Annotated in this window: 16 protein-coding genes; 12 read left to right on the top strand and 4 right to left on the bottom strand. The window is 63.2% G+C overall.

The annotated features are described in order from the left end of the window. Positions 1-64: 64 nt before the first annotated feature. The 4 genes from AB4Y82_RS12835 to AB4Y82_RS12820 all read left to right on the top strand — a co-directional run bounded on the left by AB4Y82_RS12835 (position 65) and on the right by AB4Y82_RS12820 (position 3,970). The gene (locus AB4Y82_RS12835) at positions 65-745 is read left to right on the top strand and encodes a hypothetical protein (RefSeq protein WP_441611356.1); all 681 of its coding nucleotides are present in this window, start codon (positions 65-67) and stop codon (positions 743-745) included. Between the two features lie 479 nt (positions 746-1,224). Further along, positions 1,225-2,745, top strand: a complete 1,521-nt coding sequence (locus AB4Y82_RS12830) for a tetratricopeptide repeat protein (protein ID WP_441602078.1) — start codon at positions 1,225-1,227, stop codon at positions 2,743-2,745. A gap of 29 nt (positions 2,746-2,774) precedes the next feature. Continuing rightward, a complete protein-coding gene (locus tag AB4Y82_RS12825) occupies positions 2,775-3,251 on the top strand; it encodes a LysR substrate-binding domain-containing protein (protein ID WP_441602079.1) in 477 nt (158 codons plus the stop codon). Between the two features lie 68 nt (positions 3,252-3,319). After that, positions 3,320-3,970 carry a uracil-DNA glycosylase gene (locus AB4Y82_RS12820; RefSeq protein ID WP_441602080.1) on the top strand — a complete coding sequence of 217 codons (651 nt, stop codon included), beginning with the start codon at positions 3,320-3,322 and terminating at the stop codon, positions 3,968-3,970. Between the two features lie 60 nt (positions 3,971-4,030). Here the strand turns inward: AB4Y82_RS12820 and AB4Y82_RS12815 are convergent, their stop codons facing one another. The 3 genes from AB4Y82_RS12815 to AB4Y82_RS12805 all read right to left on the bottom strand — a co-directional run bounded on the left by AB4Y82_RS12815 (position 4,031) and on the right by AB4Y82_RS12805 (position 7,191). Next, complete coding sequence (locus AB4Y82_RS12815) at positions 4,031-4,585, bottom strand: hypothetical protein (RefSeq protein ID WP_441611355.1); 555 nt, start codon at positions 4,583-4,585, stop codon at positions 4,031-4,033. A 145-nt stretch (positions 4,586-4,730) separates the two neighbouring features. Then, positions 4,731-6,233, bottom strand: a complete 1,503-nt coding sequence (pdxR, locus tag AB4Y82_RS12810; RefSeq protein WP_441602082.1) for a MocR-like pyridoxine biosynthesis transcription factor PdxR — start codon at positions 6,231-6,233, stop codon at positions 4,731-4,733. 256 nt (positions 6,234-6,489) lie between these two features. Beyond that, complete coding sequence (locus tag AB4Y82_RS12805) at positions 6,490-7,191, bottom strand: SDR family oxidoreductase (RefSeq protein WP_441602083.1); 702 nt, start codon at positions 7,189-7,191, stop codon at positions 6,490-6,492. Positions 7,192-7,411: 220 nt separating this feature from the next. Between AB4Y82_RS12805 and AB4Y82_RS12800 the strand changes: the two genes are divergently transcribed. From AB4Y82_RS12800 to AB4Y82_RS12765, 8 genes are all read left to right on the top strand, one after another. Then, positions 7,412-8,317, top strand: a complete 906-nt coding sequence (locus tag AB4Y82_RS12800; RefSeq protein ID WP_441602084.1) for a LysR family transcriptional regulator — start codon at positions 7,412-7,414, stop codon at positions 8,315-8,317. A gap of 123 nt (positions 8,318-8,440) precedes the next feature. Beyond that, complete coding sequence (locus tag AB4Y82_RS12795) at positions 8,441-8,785, top strand: FxLYD domain-containing protein (protein WP_441602085.1); 345 nt, start codon at positions 8,441-8,443, stop codon at positions 8,783-8,785. A 125-nt stretch (positions 8,786-8,910) separates the two neighbouring features. Continuing rightward, positions 8,911-9,696 carry an alpha/beta fold hydrolase gene (locus tag AB4Y82_RS12790; RefSeq protein ID WP_441611353.1) on the top strand — a complete coding sequence of 262 codons (786 nt, stop codon included), beginning with the start codon at positions 8,911-8,913 and terminating at the stop codon, positions 9,694-9,696. Between the two features lie 98 nt (positions 9,697-9,794). After that, a complete protein-coding gene (locus AB4Y82_RS12785; protein ID WP_441602087.1) occupies positions 9,795-10,181 on the top strand; it encodes a DUF1090 domain-containing protein in 387 nt (128 codons plus the stop codon). Between the two features lie 165 nt (positions 10,182-10,346). Continuing rightward, the gene (locus tag AB4Y82_RS12780; protein ID WP_441602088.1) at positions 10,347-11,294 is read left to right on the top strand and encodes an ABC transporter ATP-binding protein; all 948 of its coding nucleotides are present in this window, start codon (positions 10,347-10,349) and stop codon (positions 11,292-11,294) included. Beyond that, the gene (locus AB4Y82_RS12775; RefSeq protein WP_441602089.1) at positions 11,291-12,052 is read left to right on the top strand and encodes an ABC transporter permease; all 762 of its coding nucleotides are present in this window, start codon (positions 11,291-11,293) and stop codon (positions 12,050-12,052) included. Before AB4Y82_RS12780 ends, AB4Y82_RS12775 begins: the two co-directional genes overlap by 4 nt. 103 nt (positions 12,053-12,155) lie before the next feature. Further along, positions 12,156-12,740 (top strand): TetR/AcrR family transcriptional regulator, encoded by a 585-nt coding sequence (locus AB4Y82_RS12770; protein WP_441611351.1) that lies wholly within the window; start codon positions 12,156-12,158, stop codon positions 12,738-12,740. Continuing rightward, complete coding sequence (locus AB4Y82_RS12765) at positions 12,724-14,151, top strand: apolipoprotein N-acyltransferase (RefSeq protein ID WP_441602091.1); 1,428 nt, start codon at positions 12,724-12,726, stop codon at positions 14,149-14,151. Before AB4Y82_RS12770 ends, AB4Y82_RS12765 begins: the two co-directional genes overlap by 17 nt. Positions 14,152-14,384: 233 nt before the next feature. Here AB4Y82_RS12765 and AB4Y82_RS12760 read toward each other — a convergent pair whose 3' ends face one another. Continuing rightward, positions 14,385-15,302, bottom strand: a complete 918-nt coding sequence (locus AB4Y82_RS12760) for a JmjC domain-containing protein (RefSeq protein ID WP_441602092.1) — start codon at positions 15,300-15,302, stop codon at positions 14,385-14,387. Positions 15,303-15,506: the final 204 nt, after the last annotated feature.

Below are 15,506 nucleotides of genomic sequence, written 5' to 3'. Positions count from 1 at the left end.
GAATGCGCAAGGAAATGGGATAGCCGTCTGGCAGAACGTCCTGATAATTCTCTGGAGAACGTCAATGGAAGCAAATGACATTCGATTGATTGCGCTGGTCAATCGCCTGACCGATGCGTTCTATCCCAACCCGGATGATCCCGGTCCGGTCGGGCCGTGGGGACCATGGATCAGGGATGCGCTCAACGAGGGGCCACATCCCGAACCCTGGCGCAGAGCAGCAAGCACGGAGGACGATGACTGGTGGAAGAACAGTCCCGTAGGGCCACATCCTGGGCCACCTCTCAGGGCGATCCTTGCCGCACTGGCGGGGTTGAACGGCCTTTTCGACAATGAACTCACCGCCGGGGGTAAGAGACCTCATCCCAACTGGCATGGCGGCGGGTTATTGAGCGATCTTGTAGCGCTCAATCCTCAGCCACTGCCCCCGAAGGCTGGTGGAATTGGATTTGCGAGAGCCTTGGCATTCGTCGCGCTGCGGCGCGCGCGTGAGGCCGGTGGTGAGCAGGGTGCCAGTCTGCTGCGCCAGTTTTCTGAGGACTGGTGCGGCACCGTCATCCCGCTTCCAGGTCTGCCGAAACCTCACGACCCGGGCGAACCCCGCCCGCCTCGTCCAGAGGAATCGCTCGTGTTGGGCGCAACGCTGATTCGAGCGGCTCGCTTGAGCGAGGTCGCGACGCTGAAGCATGCAGCAGAAGAAGCAGGACAGCGGATCTTCAATTACGGACTGTCCGGCCTCGCCTGACCAGGAACGGGGTCAGCTTAAGTTCCGCGATCGAAGGGCAGTGAGGAACTCAACCTGATCCCCGTTTCAATCGTCGATTTCGTTCAGCCGTCTTTGAAATCAGCCAGCGGCATGGATGCCACTACCCATGTTGCCCCTCGCATTTGCGGATCTCTCTTTCTGGTTATTTACGCCCCCGGCAGACCGAGTAACCTGACCAGGCTACGTTCCTCTACGGAGCCTTGGCCATGCGCAAGTTGTTGAAGTACGCAGTACTCGCCGGGGCTGGTGTTGCACTCACCAGTTCGTCGCTTGTCACGTCTTATCTATCCCAAGCAAGGACTCTTGATCCTGCTCTGCTGGCCACTGCGATGTGTGGCAGCGGGTCGGCCACATGGTCTCTGACGCGCCACCTGGCATTTGCATCGGCTGTTGCCGGGCCAGCGGGCGTTGCATCGGCGCCCATGCCGCTCTTCGCCGATCTCACAGGATCTCGGCTCTTGATCACGACGCGTAGCGAGCAGGCCAGGCGCTACTTCAATCAGGGCTTGGTCCTCACCTACGGTTTCAATCACGCGGGAGCGGTGCGCTCATTCAGGGAGGCGCAGCGGCTCGATCCGGGTTGCGCGATGTGCTGGTGGGGCGAGGCACTCGCGCTGGGACCCAATATCAATGCTCCGATGGACGATCGCGACCGGACCAGCGCGCTGGCTGCGATGGATCGGGCGCTCGCACTTCGCGCGCACGCATCGCCACTTGAGCAGGCGCTGATCGACGCCATTGCGCGCCGCTACTCTCGCGATGCGAAGGCTGATCGTGCCGTGCTCGATGCGGCCTATGCCGACGCCATGCTGGATGTCGCGCGTCGCTTTCCGAACGACGACGACGTCGCGGTGCTCGCCGCGGAAGCGGCGATGGATACCAGCCCATGGAACTACTGGGAAGCCGACAAGCGAACGCCCGTAGGGCGCAGCGGTGAGGCCGTTGCGTTGATCGAGAAGGTGCTTGCCCGCCATCCGGAAAACCTGCAGGCGGCTCACCTCTATATCCATCTCATGGAGAACAGCGCCGATCCACGCCGCGCCGAAGCGGCTGCGGATCGTTTGGCGCAACCGCTCGCTCCGAGCGCGGGACACCTCGTCCACATGCCGGCGCATATCTATGCATTGACGGGGCGATATGCCGATGCCATGAGGGTCAACGTTGCGGCGGCCCGATCCGACGAAGGGCTGATTCGCCGTACCGATGACCACAGCCTGGTGCGTTACGGCTACTACCCGCACAACATCCATTTCATCGTCGCCTCGGCCCAGATGGCCGGCGACATGGACACCGCTATCCGCGAGGCCGGTCGACTGCGTACCGTGCTCGATCCGGAGACGTCCGCGCGCATTGCCTGGGTGCAGGCGATCGATGCTGCGCCTTATCTGGCGATGGCGCAGTTCGCGCAAGCCGAGGCGATACTCGCCATGCCACCGGCGGATGCGCGTCTTCCCTATGCGGTAGCCATGCGCCATTACTCACGCGCAGTCGCCCATGCCCAGCGACAAGATCGTGCCGCCTTCGACAGCGAACTGAGGGCGCTCGCCGCGCTGCGTGCTTCCGATGCGTTCGCGCCGATGATCGAGCAGGGGGTACCTGCACCCGATCTCCTTCTGCTTGCCGAAGCTGTCGCGCGTGGCAGATTTGCGCACGCGCAAGGCCGCTTCGACGAGGCAGCGGATCACTATCGCGAAGCCATCACGCTCGAGCGCAAGATTCCCTATCAGGAGCCCGCGTACTGGTACTACCCGGTCAGCCAGTCGCTTGGCGCGGCTTTGTTCGGAGCGGGGCGATTTGAGGAAGCCAGCCGAGCATTCCAGGCAGCGCTGCAGCAAACGCCGCAGAACGGCTGGGCGTTGTATGGACTGGCCCAAAGCGAAGATGCGCTGGGCCATCAAAGCGAAGCGGCCGCGGCGCGAGCGGCTTTTCAGCGCGCATGGCTCGGTGATCCATCGTGGCTGCGCATGGAGCGGCTGTGACGCGCAACGGATAGCAGCTCAAAAGGCCATTGATCGCATTTTCAGCGCGCGTCGAGCAGCACACATCGGTGCTGCTCGGGATGCAGTGCATTGGTGCTGCAAGCGATCAGGCGATCGACCAACCACCATCCACCAGCAATCCATGCCCCGAAACAAACGGCGCGTCATCGGAAGCCAGGAACGCAACGACATTCTGCATTCGCTACGCCTTTCCCAGCGGCGCCATCTTTGGTTGGGAATTCACCAAGGCGGGCGAAGCCATCCAGGTGGACGTCGATGGACCACTCGCCCTGGACAGCCAGGAACTGATGGTCGATGCCGCGGCGCAAGGCGTAGGGCTTGCCTATGAGTGGGAGGATCGCGCTGCGCCTTATATCGCCGATGGTCGACTTCGATACTGCCTGGAGGATTGGTGCACGACGGAGGAAAATCTGTTCCTCTACTTTCCGAGTCGCAAACATCAGTCGGCGGGTTTGAGAGCACTGATCGAGGCGATCAGGGCGTAAAGTCGGATGGACTGGATGGCGCGTCGGATGGCGCTCGTGGAAGATCACTAAGCCTTATGCCTATGGCCATGCGCACTACTGCGAAGATCGAAGCCTTCCTGGAAGCACTCTACTCGGCGCCGACCGCCGGTATACCGCACGTCTTCGATCCGTGGAACGCTATCTCCAGCGACGACATTGCTCCCGCCGCGATCGAAGGCCGCCGCGAACGCCTGAGGCTGCATCTGTCTGCTCCTGCACCGAGGTTGCTGCTGGTCGGCGAGGCGCCAGGCTATCAAGGCACACGGATCACCGGTTGCCCGTTCACCTCCGAGGCTCTGCTGCTGGAGGATGGCGTGCCGCGTATCGGAAAGTTGCACGGCCGACTTACTTCGCGGCGGCTACCCTGGCGCGAGCCATCGTCCACCATCGTGTGGCACGCGCTGCGTGAACAAGGTTTGATGGATCACACCGTCCTGTGGGGCGCCTTCCCATGGCATCCGCACGGCGCGACGCCCTTGTCGAACCGTGCGCCCAACGAAGCGGAGAAGGCCATGGGCGCGGCACTGCTGCAGCAACTGATGGCTGCGTTGCCTGGCGTGACCGTGGTGGCCGTGGGCAATGTCGCCGCCGATTCGCTGCGCAAGCTGGGCGTACACGCCGACAAGATCCGCCATCCTTCCAATGGTGGCGCGACGATGTTCCGCGCCGGACTTGCCTTGGTGGCGCAGCAACTCTGATGGCAAGGGCGACGTGCCGCGCGAACGCTTTCGACCATGAGAAGCACGGTTGGATCCGCGCTATGGCTTGACCCGCGTCAAGTACGCCTTGAACGAAGTCGCCCAGGTTCGGCCGCCGTCCCTGGAGTAATCAATTTCAAAGCGGTGGGAGTTGGTGGTGATGTCCGACCAGACGCCACGCACCAGCACGGTACGTCCCTTATAGACGGACGTGCCGTATAGCTCGCCGCGACCGTCCTTGAAGCTGCCAGTCGTGGGAGCCTCGAACGCTCCCGTATCGCCGTCTATGTAGGTCTGGCTCCATTGCCCGGCCTTGGCGTTGTAGACGAAGAGCGTGGCGCCCTCCCAGTGTCCATCCGGGCCGTCGGCCTCGATCTCCTCCAGCCATGCGCGGCCATTCCAGACCGGCCGCGCCGTCTTGGTGCCGTCCATGGTGACCGTGTGAGTCCCGCCTTCGAATGGGTCGAGTACTTGCGTCACGTGCGTATGCCACGCACCGCGAGCGAAGTCGAAGTCATGGGACCCGTCGCGCGGCGTTTCGGCCCTTGCACTCAGGGACAGGCAGGCCAGGACACCTGCCAGCATGCCTCCACCTAATTGCAGTCTCCACGTCATCGTTTTCTCCATTTAGCCAAGCCTGAGGCGTGACTCTAGGGAAAACCGATCGTTCCTGTGGGGCCAATGAGGAGAAACTCGCGTGGTCCACTTCGATGGGCGCGAGTTGGACGCGGGGCGCCAGGTAGCGAACGACCGGGCGTGGCTAGAGCACGCGGCGCAGCGCCTTGAGCCCTTGTTCGATATCGTTGAGGTCAACCGCCCCGTAGCCGAATACCAGTCCTTCCGATGTTGGCGAGCCGAAGAAATAGCGCTCGAAGGAATGCAAATGCACGTTGGACTCCGACAATCGTGCCGTGACGCGTTCCAAGCGATGGGGTTGCGTCGCGGACGCCGACACGTGCATGCCGTAGTGCGACTGCATCGGCGATAGTTCTTCGGAGAAATCCGCTCGGAGGATGTCGACCAGTAGATCTCTGCGCTTTCGAAACACATCACGGAGCTTGCGTACATGTTGCGCCAGGTGGCCGTCCGCGATGTAACGGGCGACGGCCATTTGCGTCAAGGTCGGGCAATGCCAGTCGAGACAGTTCTTGGCCGTGACCAGCGCCGACATGGCCCATGGGGGCGCCACGATGAAGCCCAGGCGCAATGCGGGAAACATGCACTTGGAGAAGGTTCCCACATAGAACACCTCATTCGCGGTGGCCGTTGAACGCAGCGCCTGCAGCGGAGCGCCGTCGTAGCGGAACTCTCCGTCGTAATCGTCCTCAATGATGACCGCGCCATGCTTGCGGGCAAAGTCGAGCAATGCCGATCGCCGCCGCATCGACATGGAGACGCCGAACGGAAACTGGTGCGACGGACAAACGCACACGATGCGTACCGAGTCCGGCAAGGCGTGAACCACCAGTCCTTCCGCGTCCACCGGTATGGGTACTACCTTCGCGCCGGCAGCGAGAAAGGCCGCACGCATCGGTGGATAGCCAGGATCCTCAATGGCGACTGTCGTAACCCCTGGGGTCACCAGCACTCGGGCGAGCATATCGAAGGCTTGTTGCGCGCCGGCGGTCACCAGCACATCGTCGGGCTCGCAGACAACCGCACGCGACACGCCGATATGCGTCGAAACGGCTGCCCGCAACGGGTAGTGCCCCTGATTGCCCTGCGGGCTCTTGAAGGCGGGAGGCTTCAATTCCATTCGCCGGAGTTGCTTGGCGCTGACCCGGCGGAATATGTCGAATGGAAACAGGCGCGGATCAACCAGCGCGGGACGAAAATCCAGACACCTCGCGGTGCTTGTCGAGGTTCCCGGTTGACTGTCGTTCCAGAAATTCAGCGCCTGTGCCAGCTCAGGTCGCGACCACAGCGCATTCAGGCGTGGATCGGGCGCTTGCCGTGTCGAGGGCCGCTCACGCGGCGGGCGTTTTTGCTTGGGCAGTACGTAGGTTCCCGAGCCTTGCCGGGACTGTACCCATCCTTCGAGCGCCAGTCGCGCATAAGCCCGGGCAACCGTGTTTCTTGAGACGCCGAAAAAGGTCGCCGACTGACGTTCCACCGGGAGTTTGGCCCCAGGGACCAAGCGACCATCCAGGATGGCGGCACGCAATTGCGTGTAGACGGCTGCCGCCGAACGGCGGCTCCCCTTGGGCGGGAGTTCGAAAGCAATTTCGAACAGGCTATTCGTATCCAGCACATCACTTGCCACGAACTGCCTCCGAACTGGCTCAAGCGCACGGGGAGGTGAACAAGCTACTGCAGCGGAGCGGGTCCTGCGCTTCCAGCGGTTGCCAATCAACGCGGAGCAAGCGGGACCATCCTGCATCGAGGTACGACCGAGCGCCATGTTCAGGCGCTCGGTGTTGTAAGTCCATAGCCCACACGTGATCGAATCCCGCGCGCCATCACCCTTGGAACAGGCTTGGAGGCTGCGCGCTGGCGGGCGATCACCTCCATGCCGAACTTCAGGAGCGTGGCGGCAAGTAGATGGGCCGCGCTGCTGCCAAGCCTTGCTTCACCTGCACGCTGCGCTCATCGGCCAGCACTTCATCCTCGCCCGCTTCGAGCCCGTCGAGCGCGCGCTTGACGATGTCCTCCGACGTCGACTTCGGGGCATCGAAGTCACGGGCAAGATCGGTATCGACAAAGCCCATATGCAGCGCCGTCACCTGCGTGTTCTGTCCTGCCAGTTCGAGGCGCAGCGCATTGGTGAGGGACCACGCGGCGGATTTGCTGGCTGAATAGGCGGCCATCGCGCCGCTCACCCACGAGACGACCGAGAGCACATTGAGCAAGGCGCCGCCGCCGTTGGCCTTGAGCACCGGCGCGAAAGCCTTGCTCATGCTCAGCATGCCGTAGAAGTTGGTCTCGAAGATGCGTCGCGTGACGGCTTCGCTGTCCTCGGCAAGAAAGCCGCCGGCCTGGGCGATGCCGGCATTGTTGATCACCAGCGTCACATCCGAGGCGAGCTTGGCGGCAGCCGCCACGTCGTCCGGGTTGGTGACGTCCAGCCGCAGAGGTTGCACACCGGGCTCGGTAATCGTGGCGGGGTCGCGCGCTGCGGCGTAGACCTTGCGGGCGCCGCGGGCGAGCAGCTCGCGGGTGAAAACCAGGCCGAGTCCGCGATTGGCACCGGTGACAAGAACAGTGGCGTCTTTGATGTTCATAGGAAACTCCAGGAGATGGGGGAAAGGGAGTGATGCCGCCTCAGGCGGTCCCGGCCGTGATGAGTTTCGTGACGAATTCCAGAGGTCCCCCGGTTGGCCGGTCGCCGTAAGGGGAGCATGTGTTTCAAGGGCTCATCGCATGGACGCAAAGGCTAGATCCTTTCAAATCCGGGCACTAGACGGTAAATTCGGAAGGCACCCTTTCATCTGGTGAGAGGCCGTGGACCGACTCGAAGCCATGACCGTGCTGCTGACGGCGGTAGACGCGGGCAGCCTTTCCGCCGCCAGCCGGCAGCTGCATATGCCGCTGGCCACCGTCAGCCGCCGCGTGTCGGAATTGGAAGCGCACCTCAATGTCCGCCTGGTGTTGCGCGGTGGGCGGAAACTCGTGCTGACCGATGCAGGGCGCGATTACGTCGCCTCCTGTCGGCAGATTCTGGAAGACATCGAGCAGGTCGAACGCACCGCCGCCGGTGAATACCGCGCGCCGCAGGGTGAATTGATCATCAGCGCGCCGGTAGTGATCGGACGCAATCACGTGGTCCCGGTGCTTGTCGCGTTCCTGCGCAGCGCTCCGCAGATTCGCGCGCACATCCAGTTGAGCGATCAGGTCAGCCATCTGTTGGAGGATCATGTCGATCTTGCCGTACGACTTGGCGCCTTGCCCGACAGCACCCTGGTAGCCACGCGCATCGCACTGCTCGACCGTGTGCTGTGCGCCAGTCCTGCGTATCTGCAGGCACGTGGCGTCCCGCAGAAACCCGAAGATCTTGCTGCGCACGATTGCATCACTTACGTGGGCTACTCGGCGGCGGACATGTGGGAATTCGGCGAGGGTCAGGCCTCGCGGGTGGTCAAGGTGTCATCGCGCCTGAGCGTCAATTCGGCCGAAGCCGCCGTGATCGCCGCCACCGAGGATGGCGGCATCGTGCGTGTCCTGGCCGATCAAGTCGATCATCTGCTGAAAGCCGGCATGCTGGTGCGCTTGCTGCAGGCCTATGAGCCTGCTCCCATGCCGCTGAGCCTGGTGTATCCGGGCCAGCGGCAGATGCCCCTGAAACTACGCGCTTTCATCGATTTCGCCACGCCGCGACTGCGCGAGCGCTTCGGCTATCAACATCCCTGATACGGATGGCAACCCGCTGAGCTTCGGCCACGCCGCTGGCTTGCTGTGATCGAAGTGACTGCGCAACGGGCTCGAATCAATCTAGACTTGCGCGCTTCGTCCCTGGTGCTGTCCCTGATTGCAATGAAACGTCGCTCGATCGTGTGGTGGGTGTTGCTTGGATGTGTGGTGAGTTCGTCGGCCGTCGCTGCGGGTGCGCCGGTGCGGCATGTGCGGCTGGGTGCTTATCGGGTCGAACGCGACGTGAAGCCGGGGCACAATAAAGTCGTGGGCACGCTGACCAACGTGGGTCGCGTGCCGGTGCATTCGGCTCGGGTGAGCTTCCGCTTGTTCGACGCCATGGGTCATGCCATCGGGCGTGCGACGGATCAGGTGCATAACCTCGCGCCCGGGCAGACGTGGAAGTTCCATGCGGTCGCCCGGGGCAATGTGAGCCGGGCGCGCGTGCTGCGTGTCGAGGAGCGGTAACGTCCACGCCGCGGGTTGAATCGGGGGATTTGGAAAGTCCGCGCTCGCGGACGGCTCGATAATGACCGCTCCCCCTTCGAGAACAGCAAAGCATGGAAACGCGCTTTACCGACTCCGGCGTCCGCATGCGTCTTCATTCATCGCGGCACGGCACGCTCAATTGGTTGTTGCTGCCCGGCGGCCCCGGCATTGGTTCGGAAAGCCTGCAGGAGTTGGCCGATGCCATGGTCGTACCCGGCCATATCTGGCTGATTGATCTTCCGGGCGACGGTTCGAATACGGAGCACGCAAGCGACGACCCGTTCGCGCACTGGCCGCAGGTGCTGATCGAAGCCGCGCAGGCCGTTGGCGACGCTGTTTTCGTGGGGCACTCCACCGGCGGCATGTATCTGCTGGCCACGCCGGCATTGCGCGGCGTGGTTCGCGGCCTGGCCTTGCTGGATACCGCACCTGATTGCGCCTGGCATGCCCAATACGTGGCGATGACCAGGCGCGATCCCCTGCCGGCTTTCGAGCAGGCCGTCGTCGCGTACACGAAGGACCCCTCTGTCGAGAATCTCACCACCTTGGCGGTCACCTCCGCCGAGTGGAACTTCACGCCCGCAGCGCTGGAAGCGGGGCGCGCCCTGCTGGCGCGCATGCCCTATAACCGCGCGGCGGTGGAATGGTCGGACGCCCACTTCGATCACACCTATGCGGCCAGCTGGTGGCCGCTCGACATACCGGTGCTGCGCCTGTGGGGCGAATGCGACCGGATCGTGAGCCAGCGCGGATGGTCGGCCGCGCGCTACAACACGCCCAACGTGATGACGGCGGCGATCCCGGATGCCGGTCATTTCCCGTGGATCGATCAACCGGCGGCCGTCTCCGCTGCCTTCAAGGCGTATGCCGAGCGAGTGCTCACAGGCTGAGCAGGGCGCGGCGAACACATTACGATCACTCGACGAATGGACCATGAGGAAGGGCGCCGCTGCGTTGGCGCTCCCCTCGATCACTCCAGGAGTCGCCCATGAAAGTCGTCACCTCGCTGGCCCTTCTTGCCGCTTCCCTGTGCCCAGCTGTACTGCTCGCCCAGTCGGGCGGTTGCGATGCCAAGCGCCAATCGATCGAGCAGGAAATCACTTATGCCCAGGCCCACGGCAACGCCTCGCGCGTCCAAGGACTGCAGACCGCCTTGGCGCAAGTGAAAGCGCATTGCTCGGATGAATCGTTGCGCACCGATGCCGAACAAAAGGTGGCCAAGGCGCAGCAGAAGGTGGTCGCGCGGGATCAGGAGTTGCAGGAAGCCAGGGAGCAGGGCAAGAGCGCCGACAAGATGGCGGACCGCCAGCGCAAGGCGGACGAAGCCCATGCCCAACTCCAGCAGGCCATGATGGATGCCGAGGCCTTGCACTGATCCCGCGGGATCTTGCCAGCACCGGAGTGGACGCCGCTCCCGCCGAGGCGCAGTCGCATGAAGCGCGGCGCCTCATGCCTGCAAGCGAACCTTTCGTGTCACGTGGCCATTGAATGTCGGGGTTAGAATCCTCATGGTTGAGCTGCGTTCGAACCAAGGAACCCCATGAACGACTCGTCCCACCTGACCCAGCAAGCCGTTTCCATACGAGGCATCAGCAAGACCTATAAGGGCGGCTTCCAGGCGCTGAAGGCGATCGATCTGGACATACGGCGTGGCGAGATCTTTGCCTTGCTCGGTCCCAATGGTGCAGGCAAGACCACGCTGATCAGCATCATCTGCGGCATCGTCAAACCCAGCGGCGGCAACGTGACGGTGGATGGTCACGATGTGCTGCGCGACTATCGCGCGACGCGCTCGAAGATCGGCCTGGTGCCGCAGGAACTATCCACCGATGCCTTTGAAACGGTCTGGGCGTCGGTGCGATTCAGCCGCGGCCTGTTCGGGCGCGAGCGCAACGACGCGCATATCGAGAAAGTGCTGCGTGCACTGTCGCTGTGGGAAAAGAAGGACGCCAAGATCATGACCCTGTCCGGGGGCATGAAGCGCCGCGTGCTGATCGCCAAGGCGCTGGCGCATGAGCCCAGCATCCTGTTCCTGGACGAACCCACCGCCGGCGTCGATGTGGAACTGCGCCACGACATGTGGCAGATGGTGCGCGGGCTTCGCGAAACCGGCGTCACCGTGATCCTCACCACGCACTACATCGAGGAGGCCGAGGAAATGGCCGACCGCGTGGGTGTAATCACGCGCGGTGAGCTGATCCTGGTGGAAGAAAAAGATGTACTGATGCGCAAGCTGGGCAAGAAGCAGCTTTCCATCACGCTGCAGACGCCGATGCAGGCGCTGCCCGAGGGCCTGGATGCAACCGGCCTGGAGCTGGCCGACGACGGCGCCACGTTGATCTATACCTTCGACGCCCAGAGCGAAGACACCGGCATTGCCGAACTGCTGCGCAAGCTGGCCGAGCGCGGCGTGGACTTCAAGGACCTGCATACATTGGAAAGTTCGCTCGAAGATATTTTCGTCAGCCTCGTGCGGGGTGCGCCATGAATCTCCCCGCGATCCGCGCCATCTACCGCTTCGAGATGGCCCGCACCTTCCGCACCCTGACCCAGAGCATCGTGTCGCCGGTGTTGTCGACGTCGCTGTATTTCATTGTGTTCGGCACGGCAATCGGCTCGCGCATGGGCGAGATCGGGGGCACCAGCTATGGCGCCTTCATCATTCCCGGCCTGATCATGTTGTCGCTGCTCAACGAGAGCATCTCCAACGCCTCGTTCGGCATTTATCTGCCCAAGTGGTCGGGCACCATCTATGAACTGCTTTCCGCCCCGGTGTCAGCGCTGGAGGCGATCCTGGGCTATGTGGGCGCGGCCGCTTCCAAGTCGGTGATGCTCGGGCTGCTGATCCTTGTGACGGCGCGTTTCTTCGTGCCGTACAGCATCCTGCATCCGGGCTGGATGATCGTGTTCCTGCTGCTGACGGCGGTGACCTTCAGCCTGTTCGGTTTCATCATCGGCCTGTGGGCGGATGACTTCCAGAAACTGCAGGTGATCCCGTTGATGGTGGTGACGCCGCTCACCTTCCTTGGCGGCGCGTTCTATTCCATCGGCATGCTGCCGCCGTTCTGGCAGAAGGTCGCGCTGTTCAACCCGGTGGTTTATCTGATCAGCGGCTTCCGCTGGAGCTTCTACGGACACTCCGACGTCAACGTGGTGTTGAGCGCAGGCATGACCCTGGGCTTTCTGCTGCTGTGCGCCGTGGCGGTGGCCTGGATCTTCCGCACCGGATACAAGCTGCGCTCCTGAGTCCGGGGCGGGCCGCCGCCCCGATATGCTGGAAGTTCCAAGTGCCCGGGCCGTGACGTCTGGGCCATTGCCTCGTCCCGTCCGTCATGTATACAGTGTATACATGAGCCGCCTCACCACCGCCGAAAAAATCCTCAAGGCCGCGCATCGGCTATTCGATCGCGAAGGCGCCGACGCAGTGACCATGCGCCGCGTCGCCGAGGCGGTGGGTATCACCCCGATGGCGATTTATCGGCACTTCCCGACTCGCGATGCATTGCTGAAGCAGCTGTCCGATGACAGCTTCAAGGCCGTCGCGCATGAGTGGGAGGCGCATCGCGGGAAGAGCCGCGACGTGATGAAGCGACTGATGGCGCTGGCTGGCCCTTATCTCGATTACGCGTTGGCGCACCCACACCTGTTCGATCACGCCTTCTCGGTGCGCCGCGACGACGCACGCCGTTATCCCGAGGATTTCCGCGCCGGGCTGTCGCCCACCTTCAATGTCGTGGTCGACACCGTGGCCGAAGGGATGGCCAAGGGCGTGCTCAAGCAAGACGACCCGCACGATGTCGCCATGGCCCTTTGGGCCCAGCAGCACGGTCTGGTCGCCCTTTATCGCGCCGGTCGTTTCAGTTTCGACGAGGCGGCGTTCCGCGCTTTCTATCTGCAATCGATGGAGAGGTTGATCCATGGCATCAAGGCTTGATGGTTCCGCTCTTCTGACCTGGCTGGGCGCGACAGCGCTGGCTGCCCTGTGCTGGTGGTATGGCAGCGGCGTGCAACCGCTGTGGTGGCTTACCTGGCTGGCGCCGCTGCCGGTGCTGTGGCTCGCGCCGAGGGTGCGTGCGCCCGTGGCTGCACTCGCTGCCTTCGCTGCGTTCGCGACCGGTGGCTTCAACCAGTGGGACTACCTGCACCACTACATCGGTTTGCCGCTGCCGTTCATTGCGTATGCCATCGGCATGCCGGGCGTGGCGCTCGCTTTGTGCGTGCTGCTGTTTCGTCGATTGCTGCTGCGTGGCAGCAGCTTGCTGGCGACGCTGGCGGTGCCGACCGCCTGGCTTGCCATCGAATACATCAGCAGCCTGCTTTCGCCGCACGGCACCTTCGGCAGCATCGGCTACACCCAGATGGATGCCCTGCCCATCCTCCAGGTGGCCGCAGTCGCCGGACTCTGGGGTATCAGTTTCCTGGTGTTGCTGGTGCCCACCGCGATCGCCGTGCTGCTCGCACCGCGGGCTGCAAAACGAGACCGCTTGATCGTGGCGGTGTCGACCGCCGTCGTGCTCGCCGTGTCGCTTGCCTATGGCGGCTGGCGGTTGCAGGCGCCAGCCGTGTCTACGATGCGCATCGGCCTGGTGTCGCTGGAAAAGCCGATCCGTCCCGCCCTGGCGGATGCCGATGGCCAGGCCCTGCAAGCGCGCTATGTCGATGCCGTGAGTCGTCTCGCGGACCAGGGCGCGCATCTGGTGCTGATACCCGAAACCTCGTTCGCCACGCCCGATGCCAACCTTCCTGCGCTGGCGCAGCTGGCGACGCGGCGTGGCATCACCGTGGCGGCCGGCATCGACTTCAAGGGTGATCCCCGCGCCGAACGCAACATGCTGGCGGTGTTCCAACCGGCAGCGGCGTCGCCGGCAACCTACAGCAAGCAGCACCTGATACCGGGCTTCGAGCGTCAGTACACGCCGGGCAGCGGCTACACCATGCTTGGCGACGGGCCGCGGATCGGTCTGGCGGTATGCAAGGACATGGACTTCCACGACATTGGCCGCGCCTACGCCGCGCGCCATGCGCAATTGCTGCTGGTGCCGGCATGGGATTTCAGCATCGACGGCTGGCTGCACGGACGCATGGCCATCATGCGCGGCGTGGAAAACGGCTTTGCCGTGGCGCGTGCACCTCGTTCCGGCCGGCTCACCCTGAGCGATGATCGCGGCCGCGTGGTCGCCGAAGCGTCCAGCGAGCAACACGACGCCGAACTGGTCGGTGAGCTGCCGTTGCGTGAAACACGCACGCTCTACGGCCGCTGGGGCGACTGGTTTGCCTGGCTCGATATGTTGGGCCTGGCCGCATGCCTTGCATTCGCGCTGCGACCGTCCGTGTCGCAGCGATGAAACACTTAGCGCCGCTTCCGCACCGGAATTGATGGCACGCGGCAGACCGTCGTCCGGTTCGCGCAAAATTACGTAGTCTTCAGCAGGTGGGGATCTCCCCGCCGGCGTGCATTCGCCCGTTGCCCTCGCGGCGGATATCAGCTTCGCCCCGATCAGCAGGAAATTACGTTTTAGCGCGGGAGCTGGCCTCTGCTTTCTGGCCTATGGCGGAGGTTGGCCACCCCGCGGCGCAGCTAATCCGCGACGGCGTACGCGCTCTTGTGAAGCAGAGAAGGGCAGGCGGGTGGATGCCCACCCGGGCCGCGACACACCACGATGGCTGACGCCGCGGCGTATGCCGCCCGATCAAACACGTGGTTCCTGCCATAGTCCGGCGGCGTCATGCCGAGCCGGAAGAGCATCTCGCGCATCACATGCACCTTGGCGTTCCTGCGCGTGGCGTCGGTGTTGTAGGTGAAGCTGATGGTGGTGGACGACTCGTCGCTGGTCTCCACCATGTGCGGACTGGTCAGCGGCATGTATACGCCCGTGCCGGGCCCCAGCTTGAACACGTGTGCGCGCTGGCGGAACTCCTCGCTCCACAGCGTGCGGCTCAAATCGTGACGCATGTGAAAGCAATCGCGAGCACGGTCGCTGCATACGGCGGTGTCATCGGCGTCCCAGACATAGACGGTCTTGGTGCCACGCACCTGCAACAGCAGCACGTGGCTGCGATCGATGTGGAAAGGCGTGGCTGTATTGGGCGAGGCGGAAAAGATCCAGCCCGCGCGGTAGTAAAGCCCGGGATCCTTGCGCTCGATCTGGGGCTTGATCGGATTGATCACCGCATCGACCAGCTCGCGATAGAGCGGGTCCGCCTGGATGTGCCGCAGCAGCACCCACGCCTTCGCCGCGCTGATATCGCGTAGCGAATCGACCGCCGACTTGGCAGTGGGAAACAAGCTGGCAGCGTCGTCGAAGTCGGTGCCGGCGCTGACATTGCTGTTGAACGCGTACCAGAGCTTGGTGCCGCGACAGCGCTTGCCAAGTTCCACCAGCTGTTCGGTCTGCAACAGCGGGTGGTCAGTCAGACAGTGTTTCAGCGGCTGGATGCGCCATGGATCAAACGCGTCCCAATCCATCTCGATAAACGTTTTTGTGCTTTCACTCATAGCGGACCCCCAACCCTTGCGAGCGCATGCGTCGCGTGTGATGTGTGGCCCCTGTGATGAATATTTATACGCTGAGGCATCGCCAGCGAGCAGGCGTCTAAACGCAATACGCCGTGAAAGAAACTACGTTCCGGGATGGCTGTACGTGCATCGTCGCAAGAGATTGCACTCGATCGCCTGGCGTCAGGAAAGGCGAAAATAGTT

This window comes from Dyella sp. 2YAF14, assembly GCF_052114725.1.
GTDB lineage: Bacteria > Pseudomonadota > Gammaproteobacteria > Xanthomonadales > Rhodanobacteraceae > Dyella.
This window is presented reverse-complemented; position numbering and strand designations above follow the sequence as displayed.

What these genes read in the sequence shown, in the direction of transcription:
- AB4Y82_RS12835 (WP_441611356.1), top strand. Translation starts at nt 65, where the DNA reads ATGGAAGCAAATGACATTCGATTGATTGCGCTGGTCAATCGCCTGACC.
- AB4Y82_RS12795 (WP_441602085.1), top strand. Translation starts at nt 8,441, where the DNA reads ATGAAACGTCGCTCGATCGTGTGGTGGGTGTTGCTTGGATGTGTGGTG.
- AB4Y82_RS12815 (WP_441611355.1), bottom strand. Translation starts at nt 4,585, where the DNA reads ATGACGTGGAGACTGCAATTAGGTGGAGGCATGCTGGCAGGTGTCCTG.
- AB4Y82_RS12760 (WP_441602092.1), bottom strand. Translation starts at nt 15,302, where the DNA reads ATGAGTGAAAGCACAAAAACGTTTATCGAGATGGATTGGGACGCGTTT.
- AB4Y82_RS12765 (WP_441602091.1), top strand. Translation starts at nt 12,724, where the DNA reads ATGGCATCAAGGCTTGATGGTTCCGCTCTTCTGACCTGGCTGGGCGCG.
- AB4Y82_RS12790 (WP_441611353.1), top strand. Translation starts at nt 8,911, where the DNA reads ATGCGTCTTCATTCATCGCGGCACGGCACGCTCAATTGGTTGTTGCTG.
- AB4Y82_RS12805 (WP_441602083.1), bottom strand. Translation starts at nt 7,191, where the DNA reads ATGAACATCAAAGACGCCACTGTTCTTGTCACCGGTGCCAATCGCGGA.
- AB4Y82_RS12785 (WP_441602087.1), top strand. Translation starts at nt 9,795, where the DNA reads ATGAAAGTCGTCACCTCGCTGGCCCTTCTTGCCGCTTCCCTGTGCCCA.
- AB4Y82_RS12780 (WP_441602088.1), top strand. Translation starts at nt 10,347, where the DNA reads ATGAACGACTCGTCCCACCTGACCCAGCAAGCCGTTTCCATACGAGGC.
- AB4Y82_RS12820 (WP_441602080.1), top strand. Translation starts at nt 3,320, where the DNA reads ATGCGCACTACTGCGAAGATCGAAGCCTTCCTGGAAGCACTCTACTCG.
- AB4Y82_RS12775 (WP_441602089.1), top strand. Translation starts at nt 11,291, where the DNA reads ATGAATCTCCCCGCGATCCGCGCCATCTACCGCTTCGAGATGGCCCGC.
- AB4Y82_RS12770 (WP_441611351.1), top strand. Translation starts at nt 12,156, where the DNA reads ATGAGCCGCCTCACCACCGCCGAAAAAATCCTCAAGGCCGCGCATCGG.